At 67.5% G+C, this 15,822-nt stretch carries 17 protein-coding genes; 9 read left to right on the plus strand and 8 right to left on the minus strand.

Annotation, left to right across the window (positions count from 1 at the left end; all coding sequences use genetic code 11):
* Positions 1-37 precede the first annotated feature (37 nt).
* Positions 38-664, plus strand: coding sequence for a TetR/AcrR family transcriptional regulator (locus tag G5V65_RS04480; RefSeq protein WP_165047385.1), 627 nt, complete (start codon positions 38-40; stop codon positions 662-664).
* Here the strand turns inward: G5V65_RS04480 and G5V65_RS04485 are convergent.
* The 5 genes from G5V65_RS04485 to G5V65_RS04505 all read right to left on the minus strand — a co-directional run bounded on the left by G5V65_RS04485 (position 661) and on the right by G5V65_RS04505 (position 5,242).
* Positions 661-1,335 (minus strand): NYN domain-containing protein, encoded by a 675-nt coding sequence (locus G5V65_RS04485; RefSeq protein ID WP_165047386.1) that lies wholly within the window; start codon positions 1,333-1,335, stop codon positions 661-663. The genes G5V65_RS04480 and G5V65_RS04485 overlap by 4 nt on opposite strands.
* Positions 1,336-1,458: 123 nt before the next feature.
* Positions 1,459-2,694, minus strand: a complete 1,236-nt coding sequence (locus G5V65_RS04490; protein ID WP_165047549.1) for a bifunctional folylpolyglutamate synthase/dihydrofolate synthase — start codon at positions 2,692-2,694, stop codon at positions 1,459-1,461.
* A 55-nt stretch (positions 2,695-2,749) separates the two neighbouring features.
* Complete coding sequence (gene accD / locus G5V65_RS04495; protein ID WP_165047387.1) at positions 2,750-3,643, minus strand: acetyl-CoA carboxylase, carboxyltransferase subunit beta; 894 nt, start codon at positions 3,641-3,643, stop codon at positions 2,750-2,752.
* A gap of 204 nt (positions 3,644-3,847) precedes the next feature.
* Entirely contained in the window at positions 3,848-4,294 is a 447-nt protein-coding gene (locus G5V65_RS04500) for a GNAT family N-acetyltransferase (protein ID WP_165047388.1), read from the minus strand.
* Positions 4,295-4,297: 3 nt separating this feature from the next.
* Complete coding sequence (locus tag G5V65_RS04505) at positions 4,298-5,242, minus strand: peptidoglycan DD-metalloendopeptidase family protein (RefSeq protein ID WP_165047390.1); 945 nt, start codon at positions 5,240-5,242, stop codon at positions 4,298-4,300.
* A 459-nt stretch (positions 5,243-5,701) separates the two neighbouring features.
* On the opposite strand from G5V65_RS04505, the gene G5V65_RS04510 reads away from it, so the two are divergent.
* The 5 genes from G5V65_RS04510 (at position 5,702) to G5V65_RS04530 (ending at position 10,813) form a co-directional block, all read left to right on the plus strand.
* Positions 5,702-6,301 (plus strand): cation transport ATPase, encoded by a 600-nt coding sequence (locus G5V65_RS04510; RefSeq protein WP_165047391.1) that lies wholly within the window; start codon positions 5,702-5,704, stop codon positions 6,299-6,301.
* Positions 6,302-6,412: 111 nt separating this feature from the next.
* On the plus strand, positions 6,413-7,186 hold the full coding sequence (locus tag G5V65_RS04515; protein ID WP_165047392.1) for a DUF6478 family protein: 774 nt from the start codon (positions 6,413-6,415) through the stop codon (positions 7,184-7,186).
* A 10-nt stretch (positions 7,187-7,196) separates the two neighbouring features.
* Positions 7,197-7,568 carry a hypothetical protein gene (locus G5V65_RS04520; protein ID WP_165047393.1) on the plus strand — a complete coding sequence of 124 codons (372 nt, stop codon included), beginning with the start codon at positions 7,197-7,199 and terminating at the stop codon, positions 7,566-7,568.
* Positions 7,569-7,747: 179 nt separating this feature from the next.
* A complete protein-coding gene (locus G5V65_RS04525) occupies positions 7,748-9,751 on the plus strand; it encodes an NADPH-dependent 2,4-dienoyl-CoA reductase (RefSeq protein ID WP_165047394.1) in 2,004 nt (667 codons plus the stop codon).
* Positions 9,752-9,907: 156 nt separating this feature from the next.
* Positions 9,908-10,813 (plus strand): LysR family transcriptional regulator, encoded by a 906-nt coding sequence (locus G5V65_RS04530; protein ID WP_165047395.1) that lies wholly within the window; start codon positions 9,908-9,910, stop codon positions 10,811-10,813.
* A 46-nt stretch (positions 10,814-10,859) separates the two neighbouring features.
* On the opposite strand, the gene G5V65_RS22775 is transcribed toward G5V65_RS04530, so the two are convergent.
* The 3 genes from G5V65_RS22775 to G5V65_RS04545 are packed head-to-tail and all read right to left on the minus strand — an operon-like array spanning position 10,860 to position 13,341.
* Positions 10,860-11,894: an OmpA family protein gene (locus tag G5V65_RS22775; RefSeq protein ID WP_165047397.1), complete on the minus strand. Its 1,035-nt coding sequence runs from the start codon at positions 11,892-11,894 to the stop codon at positions 10,860-10,862.
* 20 nt (positions 11,895-11,914) lie between these two features.
* On the minus strand, positions 11,915-12,625 hold the full coding sequence (locus tag G5V65_RS04540; protein WP_165047398.1) for a GNAT family N-acetyltransferase: 711 nt from the start codon (positions 12,623-12,625) through the stop codon (positions 11,915-11,917).
* Positions 12,622-13,341, minus strand: a complete 720-nt coding sequence (locus G5V65_RS04545; RefSeq protein ID WP_165047399.1) for a competence/damage-inducible protein A — start codon at positions 13,339-13,341, stop codon at positions 12,622-12,624. Before G5V65_RS04545 ends, G5V65_RS04540 begins: the two co-directional genes overlap by 4 nt.
* Before the next feature lie 135 nt (positions 13,342-13,476).
* On the opposite strand from G5V65_RS04545, the gene map reads away from it, so the two are divergent.
* From map to G5V65_RS04560, 3 genes are all read left to right on the plus strand, one after another.
* The gene (gene map / locus G5V65_RS04550) at positions 13,477-14,304 is read left to right on the plus strand and encodes a type I methionyl aminopeptidase (RefSeq protein ID WP_165047400.1); all 828 of its coding nucleotides are present in this window, start codon (positions 13,477-13,479) and stop codon (positions 14,302-14,304) included.
* Between the two features lie 175 nt (positions 14,305-14,479).
* The gene (gene fghA / locus G5V65_RS04555) at positions 14,480-15,310 is read left to right on the plus strand and encodes an S-formylglutathione hydrolase (protein ID WP_165047401.1); all 831 of its coding nucleotides are present in this window, start codon (positions 14,480-14,482) and stop codon (positions 15,308-15,310) included.
* 3 nt (positions 15,311-15,313) lie between these two features.
* Positions 15,314-15,769 carry a YaiI/YqxD family protein gene (locus tag G5V65_RS04560; RefSeq protein WP_165047402.1) on the plus strand — a complete coding sequence of 152 codons (456 nt, stop codon included), beginning with the start codon at positions 15,314-15,316 and terminating at the stop codon, positions 15,767-15,769.
* Positions 15,770-15,822: the final 53 nt, after the last annotated feature.

Below are 15,822 nucleotides of genomic sequence, written 5' to 3' on the forward strand. Positions count from 1 at the left end.
GCGGTCTATGGTCGCGCGTTTCTAGGGGGTGGGTGGCATGGGTGACGAGAGCCAGGTGATCCGGCGGGGGCGCAAGTTCGATCAGGTGCTGGCGGGCGCGCGCGAGATATTCCTGCGCGACGGTTTCGAAGGCGCGTCGGTCGATGACATCGCCCGCGAGGCGGGGGTGAGCAAGGCCACGCTTTACAGCTATTTCCCCGACAAGCGGCTGCTGTTCCTTGAGGTGGCCAAGGCCGAGTGCCGCCGCGCGGCGGATGAGGCGGAGGCGCTGATCGGTGACGATGCCCCGGTGGCCGAGGTGCTGCGTCTGGCGGGGGAGCGGATCGTGGGCTTTGCGCAGTCGGAATTCGGGCAGCGCATGTTCCGGATGTGCGTGGCGGAGAGCGACAGGTTCCCGGCCTTGGGAACCGCGTTCTATGAGAGCGGGCCGGAACTGGTGCGCGGGCGGCTGGTGCGGTTCCTGACCAAGGCGGTCGCGCGGGGAGAGGTGCGGATCGACGATCTGGACCTTGCGGCGGATCAGTTCGCGCAACTGTGCAAGGCCGATCTGCATGACCGCGCGATCTTTGGCCTTGGCGCGGCCGCCCCGCGCGAGGTGAAGCGCGTGGTGGAAGGGGCGGTGGCCATGTTCATGGCGCGCTATGGGGTGAGAGGGGCTGGTTAGCGGACCAGCCGAACCCTGGACTGCGGGCCTTTCGGATCGCAGGTGAAGTGCTGCGGGCGGGCCTGAAGCCATTTACGCCATGACTTTTCCGGCTGAAGCGAGATGCGGACACCTTGGCGGTGCAGCAGCGGGTTGAGTGCCGCGATGGTGATGCCGTCCGGGCCGCCATGTGCCTTGATCGCGGCGCGGACCTTTTCCAGCAAGGATCCGCTGTCCGCCGCGAGGGCGGGGGCAGGGGGGCTGGCGCTTTGTGGTGCGGGCATTGTCTTGGCGGCTTCGGTGCTGGTGGCGGGCTGTGACCTGATCTGTATGGCGGTGCAGCCGATCCTGTGCAGGTGCCGGATCAGGGGTTCGAAATCGCGATCGTTCGAGGCGATGAGAAAGGCCGTCGCCAGCCCGCGATAGGCGAGGTCGAGGGCGGCAATGCAGAGCGAGATATCGGCGCTGTTCTTGCCGGGGCGACCTTTGCAATGGGTCGTGTCGATGCCGGTTTCGGCGGCCCAGTCGGACCTGAGTGAGAGGTCGCAGAAGAGTTGCGTGGAGGCGACGGAGCCCAGTCTGGCGGCTTCGAGGGCGATGCTTGGGCGAGAGGAGGGGGGAATGTGGTCACCGTCGATGAAGACGGCGACGCGGGCTTTGGTCTGGGAGGGAAGGGGGGAAAAGGCTGTCATGGAATGGAACCGTCATGGACAATGCGCCCAGCATGACGGGGATTCGGGCGCAAGTTTGGCCTTGGCGTGGGGAGGACGATTTTTCTGCGAAAAATCGGGATTGTTCGCAGAACAATCTTCGGGTCAGCCGTTCTCGCGGAGGATCGCGCCTGCGAGGTAGAGCGAGCCGCAGATGAGGATGCGGGCTTCGGGGTTTTCGTCCGTGATGGCGGATACTGCCTCGGCCACGGAGGGGGCTGTGGTGGCGTCGATCCCGGCGCTGCGGGCGGCGTCGCGCGTGGCCTCGGCCGGAAGGGTGTTCTTTTCGCCGGGGATGGAGACGGCGTGCAGGCGGGCGACATGGGGCGCGAGGGGGCGCATGTAGCCCGTCACGTCCTTGGTGTTCAGCATGCCGCAGATCAGATGCGTGTCGCGGTCGGGCATCCGGGCGAGGGTGGCGGCGACGGCCTCGCCGCCTGCCGGATTGTGGCCGCCGTCGAGCCAGAGTTCGGCATCCGGCGCGAGGTCGATCAGCGGGCCGCGGCGCAGGCGCTGCATCCTAGCGGGCCATTCGGCGCGGGTGACGGCGGCTTCGCAGGCGGCCTCGTCATGGCCGAGGAAGCGCAGGGCGGTGATTGCGGCGCCGGCGTTCTGGATCTGGTGGGGGCCGGGGAGGTTGGGGAGGGGGAGGTCGAGGAGGCCCGTCTCATCCTGATAGATCAGGCGACCGCGTTCTTCCCACACCTGCCAGTGCTGGCCATGGGCGAGGACGGGGGCGCCGAGGCGGGCGGCGGTGGTTTCCATGACCTGCAGCCCGTCGGGGTGCTGTGGGCCGAGGATGACCGGGATGCCGCGCTTGATGATGCCCGCCTTTTCGGCGGCGATCTTCGCCAGCGTGTCGCCGAGGAAGGCTTCGTGATCCATCGAGACGGGGGTGATGATCGACAGGCGGGGCGTGATGACATTGGTGGCGTCGAGCCGGCCGCCGAGGCCGACTTCGAGCAGCGTCCAGTCGGCTTGGGTACGGGCGAAGGCGAGGAAGGCCGCGCAGGTGGTGATTTCGAAGAAGGTGATCTCGTCCGGGCCGTTCTTCGCCACGCATTCGTCGAGCAGGGCGGCGAGGGCGGGTTCCTCGATAAGCGCCCCGGCGAGGCGGATGCGTTCTTGGAAGCGGGCGAGATGGGGCGAGGTATAGGCGTGGACCTTTTGGCCCGCCGCCTCGAGCCCGGCGCGGATCATGGCCTGGGTGCTGCCCTTGCCATTGGTGCCCGCGATATGGATCGCGGGGGGGATGGCGCGTTCGGGGTTGCCGAGAAGGGCGAGGAGGCGGTGGACGCGGTCAAGCGTCAGGTCGATGACCTTGGGGTGCAGGGTCATCATCCGTTCGAGGATGGCGTCGGAGGGGAGTGAGGTCACGGGTTCCGGTCTCTGCGGATCAGGCTTCGGCGGGTTGCGCGGTCAGTTCGCCCTTGATCGCCGGGGGCTGGTTGGTGAGCATCCGGAGGATGGTGACCAGTTCCTCGCGCAGGGCCTTTCTGTGGGTGACGCGGTCAAGCATGCCGTGGTCGAGCAGGTATTCTGCGCGCTGGAAGCCTTCGGGGAGTTTCTCGCGGATGGTCTGTTCGATGACGCGGGGGCCGGCGAAGCAGATCAGCGCATTGGGTTCCGCGATCTGGACATCGCCCAGCATGGCATAGGAGGCCGTCACCCCGCCCGTGGTGGGATGGGTGAGGACGACGATATAGGGAAGGTTCGCTTCCTTCAGCATCTGCACGGCAACGGTGGTGCGGGGCATCTGCATCAGCGAGAGGATGCCTTCCTGCATGCGCGCGCCGCCTGCGGCGGAAAAGAGGACGAGGGGACGTTTCATCTTCACCGCGCGTTCGGCGGCGGCGAGGATGGCGTTGCCGACATACATCCCCATGGAGCCTGCCATGAAGGAGAAATCCTGCGCCACGGCGACGATGGCTGTCTTGGCGATTTCGCCTTCGGCGACGAGCATCGCCTCTTTTTCGCCCGTTGCTTTCTGCGCGGCCTTGAGGCGTTCGGGGTATTTCTTCTGATCGCGGAAATGCAGGGGATCGGTGACGGGTTCGGGGACCTTCACCTCGGTGAAGATGCCGCCGTCGAAGAGGGCGGAGAAGCGGTCGCGCGGGCTGATCGCCATGTGATGGTCGCAGGAGGTGCAGACGTTCAGATTGGCGGCGAGTTCGCGGTGGAAGAGCATCGTCCCGCATTCGGGGCACTTCGTCCACAGGTTCTCGGGCACTTCCCGGCGGGAGAAGAGCGAGTTGATCTTGGGGCGGACGTAGTTGGAGATCCAGTTCATGCGGGCTTGGCCTTTATGCGCGGGTCCGTCGGTTGGCTGGCAGAGATAAGCCGAGGGGGTGGGAATTGCAATCGGGGCTTGCCGGGCGGGGCAGGAAGGCGCGCGGAGGATGGCCCGGGGCGCCCGGGGCGGCCAAATCGCGGCGTTGCGCCTTTGGTGATAGGGAAACGGGTATTTGGGCCAAGATGAAGGGGCGGGCGGCGGTCAGGTGGTGGGGACGGAATAGAGGATGAAGGGGGTTCGGGGGCGGTAGCTGTCGTAGAGGTGCCGTGCGGTCCTGTTGTCCTCGGCGGTGAGCCAGCGGACATTGGGCAGGCCGCGGTCGCGGGCGAAGGCGAGGACATGGTCGATCAGGGCGCGGCCTATGCCCTGACCGCGGGCCTCGGGCGTGGTGAAGAGGTCGGAGAGGTAGCAGACCATGGAACCGCCCAGGGAGCGGTGCATGAGCTGGTACTGGACGAGGCCGAGAGGGTGGCCGTCGTCGGAGAGTGCGAGGGCGCACCAGAAGGGGTTGGCGGGATCGTGGATCCAGCCCCAGACCGTGTCGCGCGTCTGATCGGTGAGCGGGGTTTGGTAGAAGGCGGCATAGGCGTCGAAGAGCGGGGTCCAGAGGGCGCGGTCGGACGGGGTGGCGAGGCGGATCAGGGGCATGGGTCAGACCTTGAAGGACGCGGCGGGAAGGCGGAGGAGGAGGTTCGGATCGGGGCTGATGTCGGACCAGACATCCATGAGGCCGCCATGGCCGACACCGAAGAAGTTGCCATCGGTGGCGAGGAGGTCGGTGATGATCTGGAAGTGGATATGCGGCGCCCAGCCGCCGTTTTCGGGCCAGTCGCCGAGATGGGCGATGATCTGGCCGGGTTCCACGCGGCCTGTCGGGTGGAGGCCCGGCAGGGTGGCGGCGAGGTGGCCGTAGAGGGTGAAGAAGCGCGTTCCGTTCAGGGCATGTTCGAGGATCAGCGTATGGCCGTAATCGAGCGGGTCGGCATTGTAGGTGAGATGCCTGACGCGGCCCGGAAGTGGGGCGTATACGGGGGTTCCGGCCGGGGCGAAGACGTCGATGCCGAGATGGATGGTGCGGCGTTCGGGGCTGGCGGCGTCGGCGAATTGCGGTGTGGCATAGACGGTGCGGTTTTCGCCGTAGAGGCCGAGGCCGTAGCGGATGCCGCCTGCCTGATGTGCGGCGAACCATGGATCGAAGGCCGGGTCCGAGAAGGCGGGCATGTCGGGGCGGGGGCCGGTCGTGGGCAGGGCCATCGTCAGGCTTGCGGCCGGATCGGGCAGGAAGAGGGGATGGGTCGGGACCTGTGCGAGATCGGCGCGCAGGCGGTCTGCACCGGGCACGGCAGAGCCGGTGGTGGCCTTGCGGGCAATGGCGGCAAGCAGGCCCGCATCGACGGCGGCAAGGCGGGCGGCGGTGGCGGGGTCGCAGGCGGCGATCAGGGCGGGAATGTCGGGCATCGCCTCGCCCGGGGCGAGGCCATGGCGCAGGGCGGCATAGAGATCCGCCTGCCCGGCAAGGCTGCGGGCCAGGCGCTGGACGGGATCCTGGGGCGGGGCGGTCTGTGCGGGCATGTCGTCCTGGGGATGGCGGTGCATGGGTAGCGGTTCGGCGGGCGCGGTTCGGCTGTGAGTGAAGACCTTTCCGCGCGGGGATGCAACCGGGGACGGGGGAGAGGGGGTTGGGGGAGAGGGGGCAGGGACGGAGAGGGGGCAGGGAAGGAGAGGGCGCAGGGAAGGAAAGGGGGTTCGGGTCGCGGATGGCAGCGTGGGGGGAAGGGTTCGCTGCACAGCGGTTGCAGGATCGTGGCGAGAGGGCGCTTTGGCGGGCGGGCTGGCGGGCGATTGCAGGGGAGACGGGGCGGCGTGGGGAGACGTGGGGCGGGGCCATGGCGAGAGGGCGCCCTGGCGGGAAGGGTTGGCAGGTGCAGGCGAGGGCTTGCCGGGGGCAGGGAGCGGCAATGGACGGGGCGCGGGCCGGGCGCTATGGAGGCGGTGCCGGGGTGGGGCGCGCGGATGCGTGCCGCTTGCAGACCGGACAGGAGGACAGGCGGGATCATGGTGGTAAGGGGTGTGGCTGCGCTGGTGCTGGCGGTCGGGCTGGCGGGATGCGTGGCGGAGGAAGGTGGTGGGATCCGGTCGGTCGCGCTGCTGGACGGTCAGATCACGGCCACGGCGCCGGCGGGCTATTGCATCGCGCCGGGGGCAGGACGCCGCGATGCGGACAGTGCGGTGATCCTGATGGGGCCTTGCCGCGCCGGGGGCGCGACGGTGCCCTCGCTGGTGACGGTGACCGTGGGACCGGGGGCCTCGGCCGGGGCGATGGCCGGGGGCGGCGAGGCGCTGGCCGCTTTCTTTGCATCGGAGGCGGGGCGTGCGACGCTAAGCCGGTCGGGCCGGGGGCGCGATGTCGTGGTGCTGGAGGCCAAGGCGCAGGGGGATGTGTTCCTCTTGCGGTTGCGTGACAGGATCGCAGGCGATTACTGGCGGGCCATTTCCGGGTTGCGCGGGCGACTTGTCAGCGTCACGGCGGATGGACCCGGGGGGGAGACGCTGGATCCGGCGGCGGGCAAGACGCTTGTGCTGGCGGCGATGGCGGCGATGGCGCGGGCCAATGCCGGCAAGGGGCCGACCAACGGGGTGGCGACGGGCGGCTGAGAACTTCGCATTCGAGGCGAAAAGGCGGTGGCGCGGTGCGGCCTTTCCGGCGATAGATAGGGTCGGGGTCGTGCAAGGACATGATCTGTCGGTGCTGTTTCGGGACAGGGTATGGTGGGGAAAGTGCAAGGCGTGCTGGATCGGCTGCTGCACAGGCGGTTTGTCCGGCGCTGGGAAGAAATGGCCGAGGCCGCGCCCTTGGCGGAGGCGGATTTGCTGCGGGGATGGCGGTCGCGGGCGCGATCGCTGCGGCGGCAGCTGGACCGGGTGATCCATGAGGCAGAGCATCGGCTGGCCCTGCCGGTGATCGGATCGAATGCGATGAAGAAGCCCCTGGGCACGGATTGGGCGTGGCGGCCTGATCTGTGGCGGGGGCCGATGCCGGTGCCGGGGCAGGCCTCGGTGCCGAACCGCATGGCCTTTTGCGAGGGGGCGACGGTCTTTCACGACTGCCGGCAGAGCGAGCTGACCGTCCGCCAGATCCGCAACGAACGCGAGAGCGATGTCGCCCCCTTCGGCTTTCGCATGGATGTGTTCCGCTTTGACGGATCCTTCCTGTCGCTGGTGATCGACCTGCCGGACCAGGCGGCGCAGGGGTTGAAGCTGCGCCATCTGATCCGGCTGGATGTGATCGTGGAACTGGAGAAGCCGCTGGAGATCTTTGCCCGGCTGAACGTGAAGCATGGGCCGAATACCGAGCAGATCGTGCTGGAACTGCCGCTGGGCGCGGAAGAGGTGATGGTGGAGTTCGACCTGACCTATACCAAGATCAACGAGAAGCGGATCGAGAGGCTGTGGATCGACCTGATCTTCGAGGGGCCGGAGATGAACCAGATCATCCTGCGGGATGTGACGGTCAGTCGTCGGCCGCGGGCGGAATTGTGAGGGGGTGGCGATGGACGGCGTGAAACTGACCAAGACGCGCATTCGGGCCGGCGTCTGGGAGGGTGTGCTGTCGGGCAGTGCCAGCCCGGCGCTGGAGGTGCGGCATCTCGAGGCCGAGGTGCCGGGCGTGACGGTGACGGCGATTCCAGAACGGCCCGGGGAATGGGCCGTGCGGGTGCCGGTGCCGGTGGCGTCGCTGACCGAGGGGGTTCAGACCTTCCTGATCCGCGACAAGGCGCTGGGCGAGACGCTGGCGCATTTCACCATCATCACCGGCGTGGCGATGGAAGATGACCTGCGGGCTGAGGTCGATCTGTTGCGGGCGGAACTGGACATGCTGAAGCGGGCCTTCCGGCGGCATTGCGTGGAAACGCTGGGGTAGCGCCTTTTGGGGGCGGCGGACCGGGGGCGCTTCGCCCCCCGGACCCCCCGAGGGTATTTTTCCCAAGATGAAGGGGCAGGGCCTTTTGCGCCGCTTGCGGGGTTTGCGCGCATGACGTCGCGTTGCCCGTGACAGGGCGCTGCGGCTGCGGCACTGTCGCAGGCCGGAGGATCTGAGCCATGACTGAATATCCGAACCTGTTGTCGCCCCTGGACCTTGGCCATGTGGTTCTGCCGAACCGTGTGCTGATGGGGTCGATGCATACCGGGCTGGAAGAGCGCGGCGACTGGAACCGGGTGGCGGAGTTCTATGCCGCGCGGGCGCGGGGGGGCGTCGGGCTGATGGTGACAGGGGGGATGGCGCCGAACCCGGAAGGGGGCGTCTTTCCCGGCGCGGCGGGGCTGTATTCGGCGCTGGACATTGCCAATCACCGGGTGGTGACGGAGAGGGTCCATGCGGCGGGCGGGCGGATCGCGATGCAGATCCTGCATGCGGGGCGCTATGCCTATGGCAAGGAATGTGTGGCGCCGAGTGCGATCCGGTCGCCGATTTCGCCTTTCGTGCCGCGCGAACTGGACGCGGCGGGGATCGAGAAGCAGATTGCCGATATCGTCACGGCGGCCTTGCGGGCGCGCGAGGCGGGTTATGACGGCGTGGAGGTGATGGGGAGCGAGGGCTATTTCCTGAACCAGTTCCTTGTCGCCCATACCAACCGTCGTGAAGACGACTGGGGCGGGAGTTATGAGAACCGGATGCGGCTGCCTGTCGAGGTGGTGCGGCGGGTGCGGGCGGCGGTGGGGGCGGATTTCATCCTGATCTATCGTATCAGCCTGATCGATCTGGTTCCGGATGGCAGCACTTGGGACGAAGTCGCACTTCTTGCGCGGGCGGTGGAGGCGGCGGGGGCCACGATCCTGAACACAGGCATCGGCTGGCATGAGGCGCGGGTGCCGACCATTGCCACCAGCGTGCCGCGCGCGGCTTTCGCGCATCTGACGGGGCGGCTGCGGGGGGAGGTGTCGATCCCGGTGATCACCTCGAACCGGATCAATACGCCGGAGGTGGCAGAGGGGCTGCTGGCCGATGGGATGGCCGACATGGTTTCCATGGCGCGGCCCTTTCTGGCGGATGCGGATTTCGTGGCCAAGGCGGCGGCGGGGCGGGCGGAGGAGATCGCGCCCTGCATCGCCTGCAATCAGGCCTGTCTGGACCATACGTTCAGCGGCAAGCTGACAAGCTGTCTTGTGAACCCGCGCGCCTGCCATGAGGTGGAGTTGACCTATGAGCCGGTGGCGGTGGCGAAATCCGTGGCGGTGGTGGGGGCGGGGCCTGCGGGCCTGATGGCGGCGGCGGTGGCGGCGGAGCGGGGGCATCGCGTCACGCTGTTCGACCGGGCGGACCGGATCGGGGGGCAGTTGAACCTGGCCAAGCAGGTGCCGGGGAAGGAGGAATTCCACGGTCTGGTGCGCTGGTTCGCGGCGCGGATCGCGCGGGCGGGGGTGGAGTTGCGGCTGGGCGCAGAGGTTTCGGTGCAGGATCTGCGCGGGTTTGACGAGGTGGTGGTGGCGACAGGGGTTACCCCGCGATCGCCGGGGATCGAGGGCGAGGAGCGGGCGCTGGGCTATGTCGACGTTCTGAACGGTGCGCCGGTGGGGCGGCGGGTGGCCGTGGTGGGCGCGGGCGGCATCGGCTTCGATGTGGCGGAATATCTGGTGCATCGCGGGGTATCCCCGAGCCTGGACCCGGCGCTGTGGCGGCGGGAATGGGGTGTGGGCGATCCGGCCGAGGTGCGGGGCGGGCTGGTGGCGCCGGAGCCGGAGCCTGCGGCGCGCGAAGTCTGGCTGTTGCAGCGCAAGGCCGAAAAGCCGGGGCGGGGCCTGGGCAAGACGACGGGATGGATCCACCGTGCGGCGCTGGCGGCGAAGGGCGTGAAGATGATCGGGGGCGTCAGCTATCGCCGGATCACGGAAGAAGGGCTGGTGGTGCAGCGCGACGGGGTGGAAGAGGTGATCGAGGTCGATTCGGTCGTGCTGTGCGCGGGGCAGGAACCAGCGCGGGGTCTGGCCGAGGATCTGGCGGCGGCGGGGATCGCGGCCCATGTCATCGGGGGGGCGGATGTGGCCGCCGAACTGGATGCGAAACGGGCGATTGATCAGGGCGCAAGGCTGGCTGCGCAGCTTTGACAGGGAATTTCCGGGACTTGCGGGCCGGGGCCTGTGTTTCCCCGCCTTCAACGATCCCAAGGAAAACCCCGGATCGGCCCCGCCTGCGCCCCGATCCTGCCTGAATTCGCGGTCAATCCTCGTCCACACGACCTCATAGCTTGCCAGAGGGTAACAATGGACCGACTGACGGAAATGGAAGCCTTTGCCATGGTCGTGGACCAGGGCGGCTTCACCGATGCGGCCAAGAAGATGGGAATTTCGAAATCTGCGGTGTCAAAGCATGTATCGGCACTGGAGGCGCGGCTGGGGGCCCGCCTTCTGAACCGGACCACGCGCCGCGTTTCGCCCACCGAGATTGGCCTTGCCTATTACGACCGCGCGCGCCGCGTCCTGAATGATGCAGGAGAGGCGGATGCGCTGGTCACATCCATGCAGTCGGCCCCTTCGGGCCTGTTGCGCATCAGTGTCGCCACCGATTTCGGGGTGAACCTCTTGTCGCCGATCCTGGGGGATTTCCTGCTGGAATACCCGGATATCACGGTGAACATGGTGCTGAACAACCGCTATGTCGAGTTGATCAGCGAAGGGTTCGACATGGCGATCCGGGTGGGGGAGCTGGAGGATTCGTCCTTGCGCGCGCGCAAACTGACGGAGACGACGAAGCGGATGATCGCCTCGCCCTCCTATTTCCAGCGCTATGGCCGCCCGATGAAGATCGACGATCTGAACGAGCACAAGCTGCTGCACTATTCGAATCAGGCCAATGGCAATGTGTGGAAGATCACCGCGCCATCGGGGGAAAAGCGGCAGGTGCGATCTGTCGGCTGGCTGACAGTGAATGACGGGCAATCCCTGCTGAATGCCGCGATTTCCGGGCTGGGCATCGCCTATCTGCCGTCCTTCCTTTACGCCGATGCGATGCGGCAGGGGTTGGTGGAAGAGGCGATCCCGGGACTGCCGACGGAAGTTCTGGGGATCTATGCCGTCTATCCGCCGGGGCGGTTCACGCAGCCCAAGGTGCGGGCCTTCATTGATTTTCTGGCGCGGCAACTGATCGACAAGGGGCCGGACAGCTGGTGAAATTCGCCGGTTTCCCGAAAGGGGGACCGTCAACTCCTGGGGGAGTTCACAGGGTCGGGGTCGCCAAGACCTCGACCCTTCTGTTCTGGGCGCGGCCTTCGGCCGTGTCGTTGCTGGCGACGGGCTCTGCCGGGCCTGCGCCGCGCGTGGAAATGCGGGCGGGATCCGCACCATAAAGCGTGACGAGCGCGTCGCGCGTGGCGTCCGCCCGGGCGAGGGAGAGGGCGGTGTTGGTCTGCGCGTTGCCCGAAGCATCGGTATGGCCGACAAGTTCGATCCGCGCTGCGGGATTTGCAGAGAGCCAGTCGGCCAGGGCCGCGAGCGAGGGATAGGTGCCGGGTTCGAGGCTGGCGCGGCCCGAAGCGAAGGCCAGGTCGGCAAGGGCATGGGGCCGCCCTTCGGCCAGGGCCGCGGCGAGCGGATCATCGGCCGGAAGCAAGGAAAGGGTTGGGGCGTCTGGCGCCGCGGGCAGGGTGCCTGTGGTCAGATCCGGGGCCGGAGAGAAGGGTGACTTGGTCGAGATGGTCAGATCCGGGGTGCCGATGCTGGGCGCGCTGATGCGGGTGAGCTGGACGAAGCCGGTATCAGCGCTGCGGCTGACGATCAGCGTCAGCCATTCCGGGGTCTTGCCGGTGCCACCGTCGCGGCGGGCGGCGAGAAAGCGGAAGTCGCCCAGATCCACATGCATTTCCGGTTCCGGCAGGATGTCGGTTCCATAGCGGAAGTCGAAGCCGCCGCAGGCGACGGTTTCGCATTCGAACAGGGTTTCGAAGCCCGCCGCGCGGATCTGTTCGCGCAGGGGTTGCAGGATCTGCAGGGTTGTCTGCTTCGCGGCCGGGATCTGCCAGGCGGTCTGGTCAAGGCGGCCTTCGGCAGTTTCGGCGGGGATCGTGCCAGCGCGCCAGGGGCCGGTGGCAACGGTGTAGGAGGCCAGCACCTCATGCCGCTTGCCCGAGGGGATGGCGGGCGTGCCGAAATCCAGCTCCATCGCCTGCGCGGGAAGCGCGGCCGAGAGGATCAGGGCAGGCATGGCCATGAGGCGGCCAAGCCGTTTGAGGACGTGCGGGCGCGTTTGGTTCACTGCTCAGCCTTCTGCGGGGCCTACAACTTGCGGTAGTGATAGTGTCCCACAATCTGCATGTTCAGGGAAGCATAGAGCGCGCGGGCGGCGGTGTTCCGCTCAGTCACCAGAAGCGCGATGGCTTCGGCCCCGTGATCGCGTGCCCAAAGCGCGGCTGCCCGCAAGATGTTGTGGCCGCAGCCATTTCTGCGCAGGGCGGGGGCGACCTCGAGCGCGTGAAGCATTGCAATATTTCCATGGATCGCCGTGAAGGCGATGCCCGCCGCGCGGTCGCCGCTGCGCCCGAGAATGGCGGTCTTCGGCCCCTGGACGCGGTGCATGACGGCAAGGCGGGCGGGGCCGATTCCGCCTTCGGCCCAGATCTGGGCGCCGACGGCGAGAGGGGGCCAATGCGGAAAGGCGGTGAGAAAGGGCGGTTCCGTGGCGGCGAGATCGGCGGTGGAGCCGGCATAGGCGACGACGGGATCGTGATGGGCGTAGCCGCGCGCGGCGAGGGCCTGGTCCAGCGCGGTTTCGGAGGGGCGCAGGACGAAAAGGGGCGATTGGCCAAGGGCGCGCATCGCGGATTCGGCCAGGGGAATGTCATCGGGCTGCCAGTCGCCGATGGCGGAGGCGGCCGAGACGCGCTGTCCGCCGCCCTTGCCTTCGCGGATGAGCCAAGGCCCCTGCCGATGGGTGGCGGCGGGGGGCCATGTCGCCTCGGCCAGTTGGGCGAGATCGTCTTCGGTCATGGGAAGAGGGCGGCGAGGCGGGTCATGGCGGCGTCGATCCGGCCCGGATCGGTGCCGCGGATGACAAGGTTGGTGCCATAGACGCCATTGGTGTTGAAGGGATAGCTGCCCATGGAGAGATCGGGGAATTCGGCGGCCAAGGCGCCGAATTCGGCCGCGATCTCGCCCTCGCCCCGGTTCACGCGCAGCGATTGCGACAGGAGCGGCGCGCCGCCGGTGAGGGTGGGGAGGATGCCTTCGAACATCGCTTCGAAGATGTTGGGGACGCCTGCCATGACATGGACATTGCCCAGCGTGAAGCCCGGCGCGGTGGAGATCGGGTTTTCGATCAGGGTTGCGCCATCGGGGATGCGGGCCATGCGCTGGCGCGCCTCGTTGAAGGGGAGGCCCGCGCGGTCGTAATGCGCCTGCAGGAGGGCCATGGCATCGGCGCGCTGGGTGATCGGGGTGGCGAAGGCGGCGGCGATGGCCTCGGCCGTGATGTCGTCATGGGTGGGGCCGATGCCGCCAGAGGTGAAGACATGGTCATGCCGGGCGCGCAGGTCGTTGACGGCGGCGATGATGGCGCCGTGATCGTCGGCCACGACGCGGGCCTCGGTCAGGCGGATGCCGTGATCCGTCAGGCGGCGGGCGAGATGGTGCATGTTCGAATCGCGCGTCCGGCCCGAGAGGATTTCGTCGCCGATCACAAGCATGGCTGCGGTGGGATTGGGCATGGCGATTCCTTCTGAGGCGGCAGAGAGGGGTATAGGCCGCGACGGGCGGCTTTCAAAGGGGATGCGGTGGCGCAGGTCTGGCCTTTGCGGGCGGCTTTGCTTATCTAGGCCGGGAAGCAGAAGGGGTGACAGGCGGTGGACGAGACGCGCGGGCGCATCACCAAGGACGGAATCCGGGTCCATGAGGATGCGGATTTCGCGGGCATGGCCAGGGCGGGCCGCGTGGCGGCGGAGATCCTTGATGCCATCGGGCCGCTGGTGGTGCCGGGGGCCACGACGGGCGAGATCGACGCCTTCATCACCGCCGAGGTGGAGCGGAGGGGGGTGACCTCGGCCACGATCGGTTACAAGGGCTATCGCCATGCGTCCTGCATCAGCGTGAACCATGTGGTCTGCCACGGGATCCCGGGGGCGAAGATCCCGGGGCGCAGCAGCGATGTGCTGCAGGCGCAGGACATCCTGAACGTGGATGTGACGGTGATCGTGGACGGTTGGTATGGCGATACGAGCCGGATGTATGTCGCGGGCACGGCCAAGCCCTTTGCGCAGCGCCTGATCAATGTGACGCATGAGGCGCTGATGCGGGGGATCGCGGCGGTGAAGCCGGGAAATACCTTTGGCGATATCGGTCATGCGATCCAGTCTTACGTGGAAAGCCAGCGGATGAGCGTGGTGCGCGATTTCTGCGGCCATGGGCTGGGACGGGTGTTCCATTCGCCGCCCAATGTGCTGCATTACGGGCGGCCCGGCAGCGGGCCGGTGCTGGAGGAAGGCATGTTCTTCACCATCGAGCCGATGGTGAATCTGGGGCGGCCGGAGACCAAGGTTCTGGCCGATGACTGGACAGCGATCACGCGGGACAAGTCGCTGTCGGCGCAGTTCGAGCATTCGGTTGGGGTGACGGCGACGGGCTGCGAGATATTCACCCTGTCGCCCGCCGGGAAATTCCATCCCACGCAGTGACGTTTCGGGCGCGGGCCGGGGGGGCATGCGCCCCCCCGGACCCCCCCCGTTCCCACCCCCCGATGTGGCGCCCTGTTGTCAGGTCGGATCGGGTATTTGGGCCAGGACGAAGGGGCGGTGGCTTGCATCCCTGTGCGGGGCATGGAAGCTTGCGCCAAAAGAGACGAGGTGAGGCATGAAGACCCTTTCGGAGAACCGGGCATTTGGCGGCGTGCAGGGGGTTTATTCCCACCCCTCGGCGGCCTGCGAATGCGACATGACCTTCGGGTTGTTCCTGCCCGAACAGGCCGAGGATGGGCCGGTGCCGGTGCTGTGGTATCTGTCGGGGCTGACCTGCACGCATGAGAATGCCATGGTGAAGGCCGGCGCGCAGCGCTGGGCGGCCGAGGCGGGGATTGCGCTGGTCTTTCCCGATACCAGCCCGCGCGGGCCGGGCGTGGCGAATGACGAGGCCTATGATCTGGGACAGGGGGCGGGGTTCTATGTGAATGCCAGCCAGGAGCCCTGGGCGCCGCATTTCCAGATGTGGGACTACATCACGGACGAATTGCCGACCGTGCTGTTTTCGGCCTTTCCCCTAGCCGAGGCCGCGCAGGCGATTACGGGCCATTCGATGGGGGGGCATGGTGCGCTGACCATTGCGATGAGCTTTCCGGGACGGTTCCGGTCGGTTTCGGCCTTTGCGCCGATCTGCAATCCGACCGCGAGTGACTGGGGGCGGAAGCAATTCACGGCCTATCTGGGCGCGGATGAGGCGGCCTGGGCGGGGTATGACGCGACGCTGCTGATGCGGCGCTATGGGTTTGACGGGCCGATGCTGATTGATACGGGGACGGCGGACCAGTTTCTTGATCTGCTGAAGCCCGAAGCGCTGGCCGAGGCGATGGCGGCGCGGCGGCAGGGGGGCGCGTTCCGGATGCAGAAGGGCTATGATCACAGCTATTTCTTCGTCTCGACCTTCATGGAAGAGCATGTCGCCTTCCACGCGGCGGCGCTGCTGGGATAGGCGATGGCGCGGCTGTTCGTGGATGCCGATGCCTGCCCCGTGAAGGAGGAATGCGAGCGCGTTGCCACGCGGCATGGGGTGCGGATGCTGGTGGTTTCCAATGGAGGCATCCGACCGAGTGCCAACCCCTTGGTGGAGAGCGTGTTCGTGGCAGCAGGGCCAGATGAGGCGGACAAGTGGATCGCGGATCAGGCGGGGCCGGGGGATGTGGTGGTGACGGGGGATATCCCCTTGGCCGCGCGTGTCATTGCGGGCGGCGCGGTGGTGGTGAAGCATAATGGCGAGGTGCTGACGGACCGCAATATCGGCAATGTGCTGGCGACGCGCGACCTGATGGCGGATCTGCGCAGCGCCGATCCGTTCCGGCAGGGGGGCGGACGGCCCTTTTCCAAGGCGGACCGGTCGCGGTTCCTTGAGGCGCTGGAACGGGTGATGCGGGGCGCGCTGGCGGGCGGGTGATCTGCGGCATGCCCGTGTCGCGGGGGGGACAGATTTCGCGCGGCGGCAGGGGT

It is taken from the genome of Paragemmobacter kunshanensis (genome assembly GCF_011059185.1).
In the GTDB taxonomy this organism is placed as follows: Bacteria; Pseudomonadota; Alphaproteobacteria; order Rhodobacterales; family Rhodobacteraceae; genus Paragemmobacter; species Paragemmobacter kunshanensis.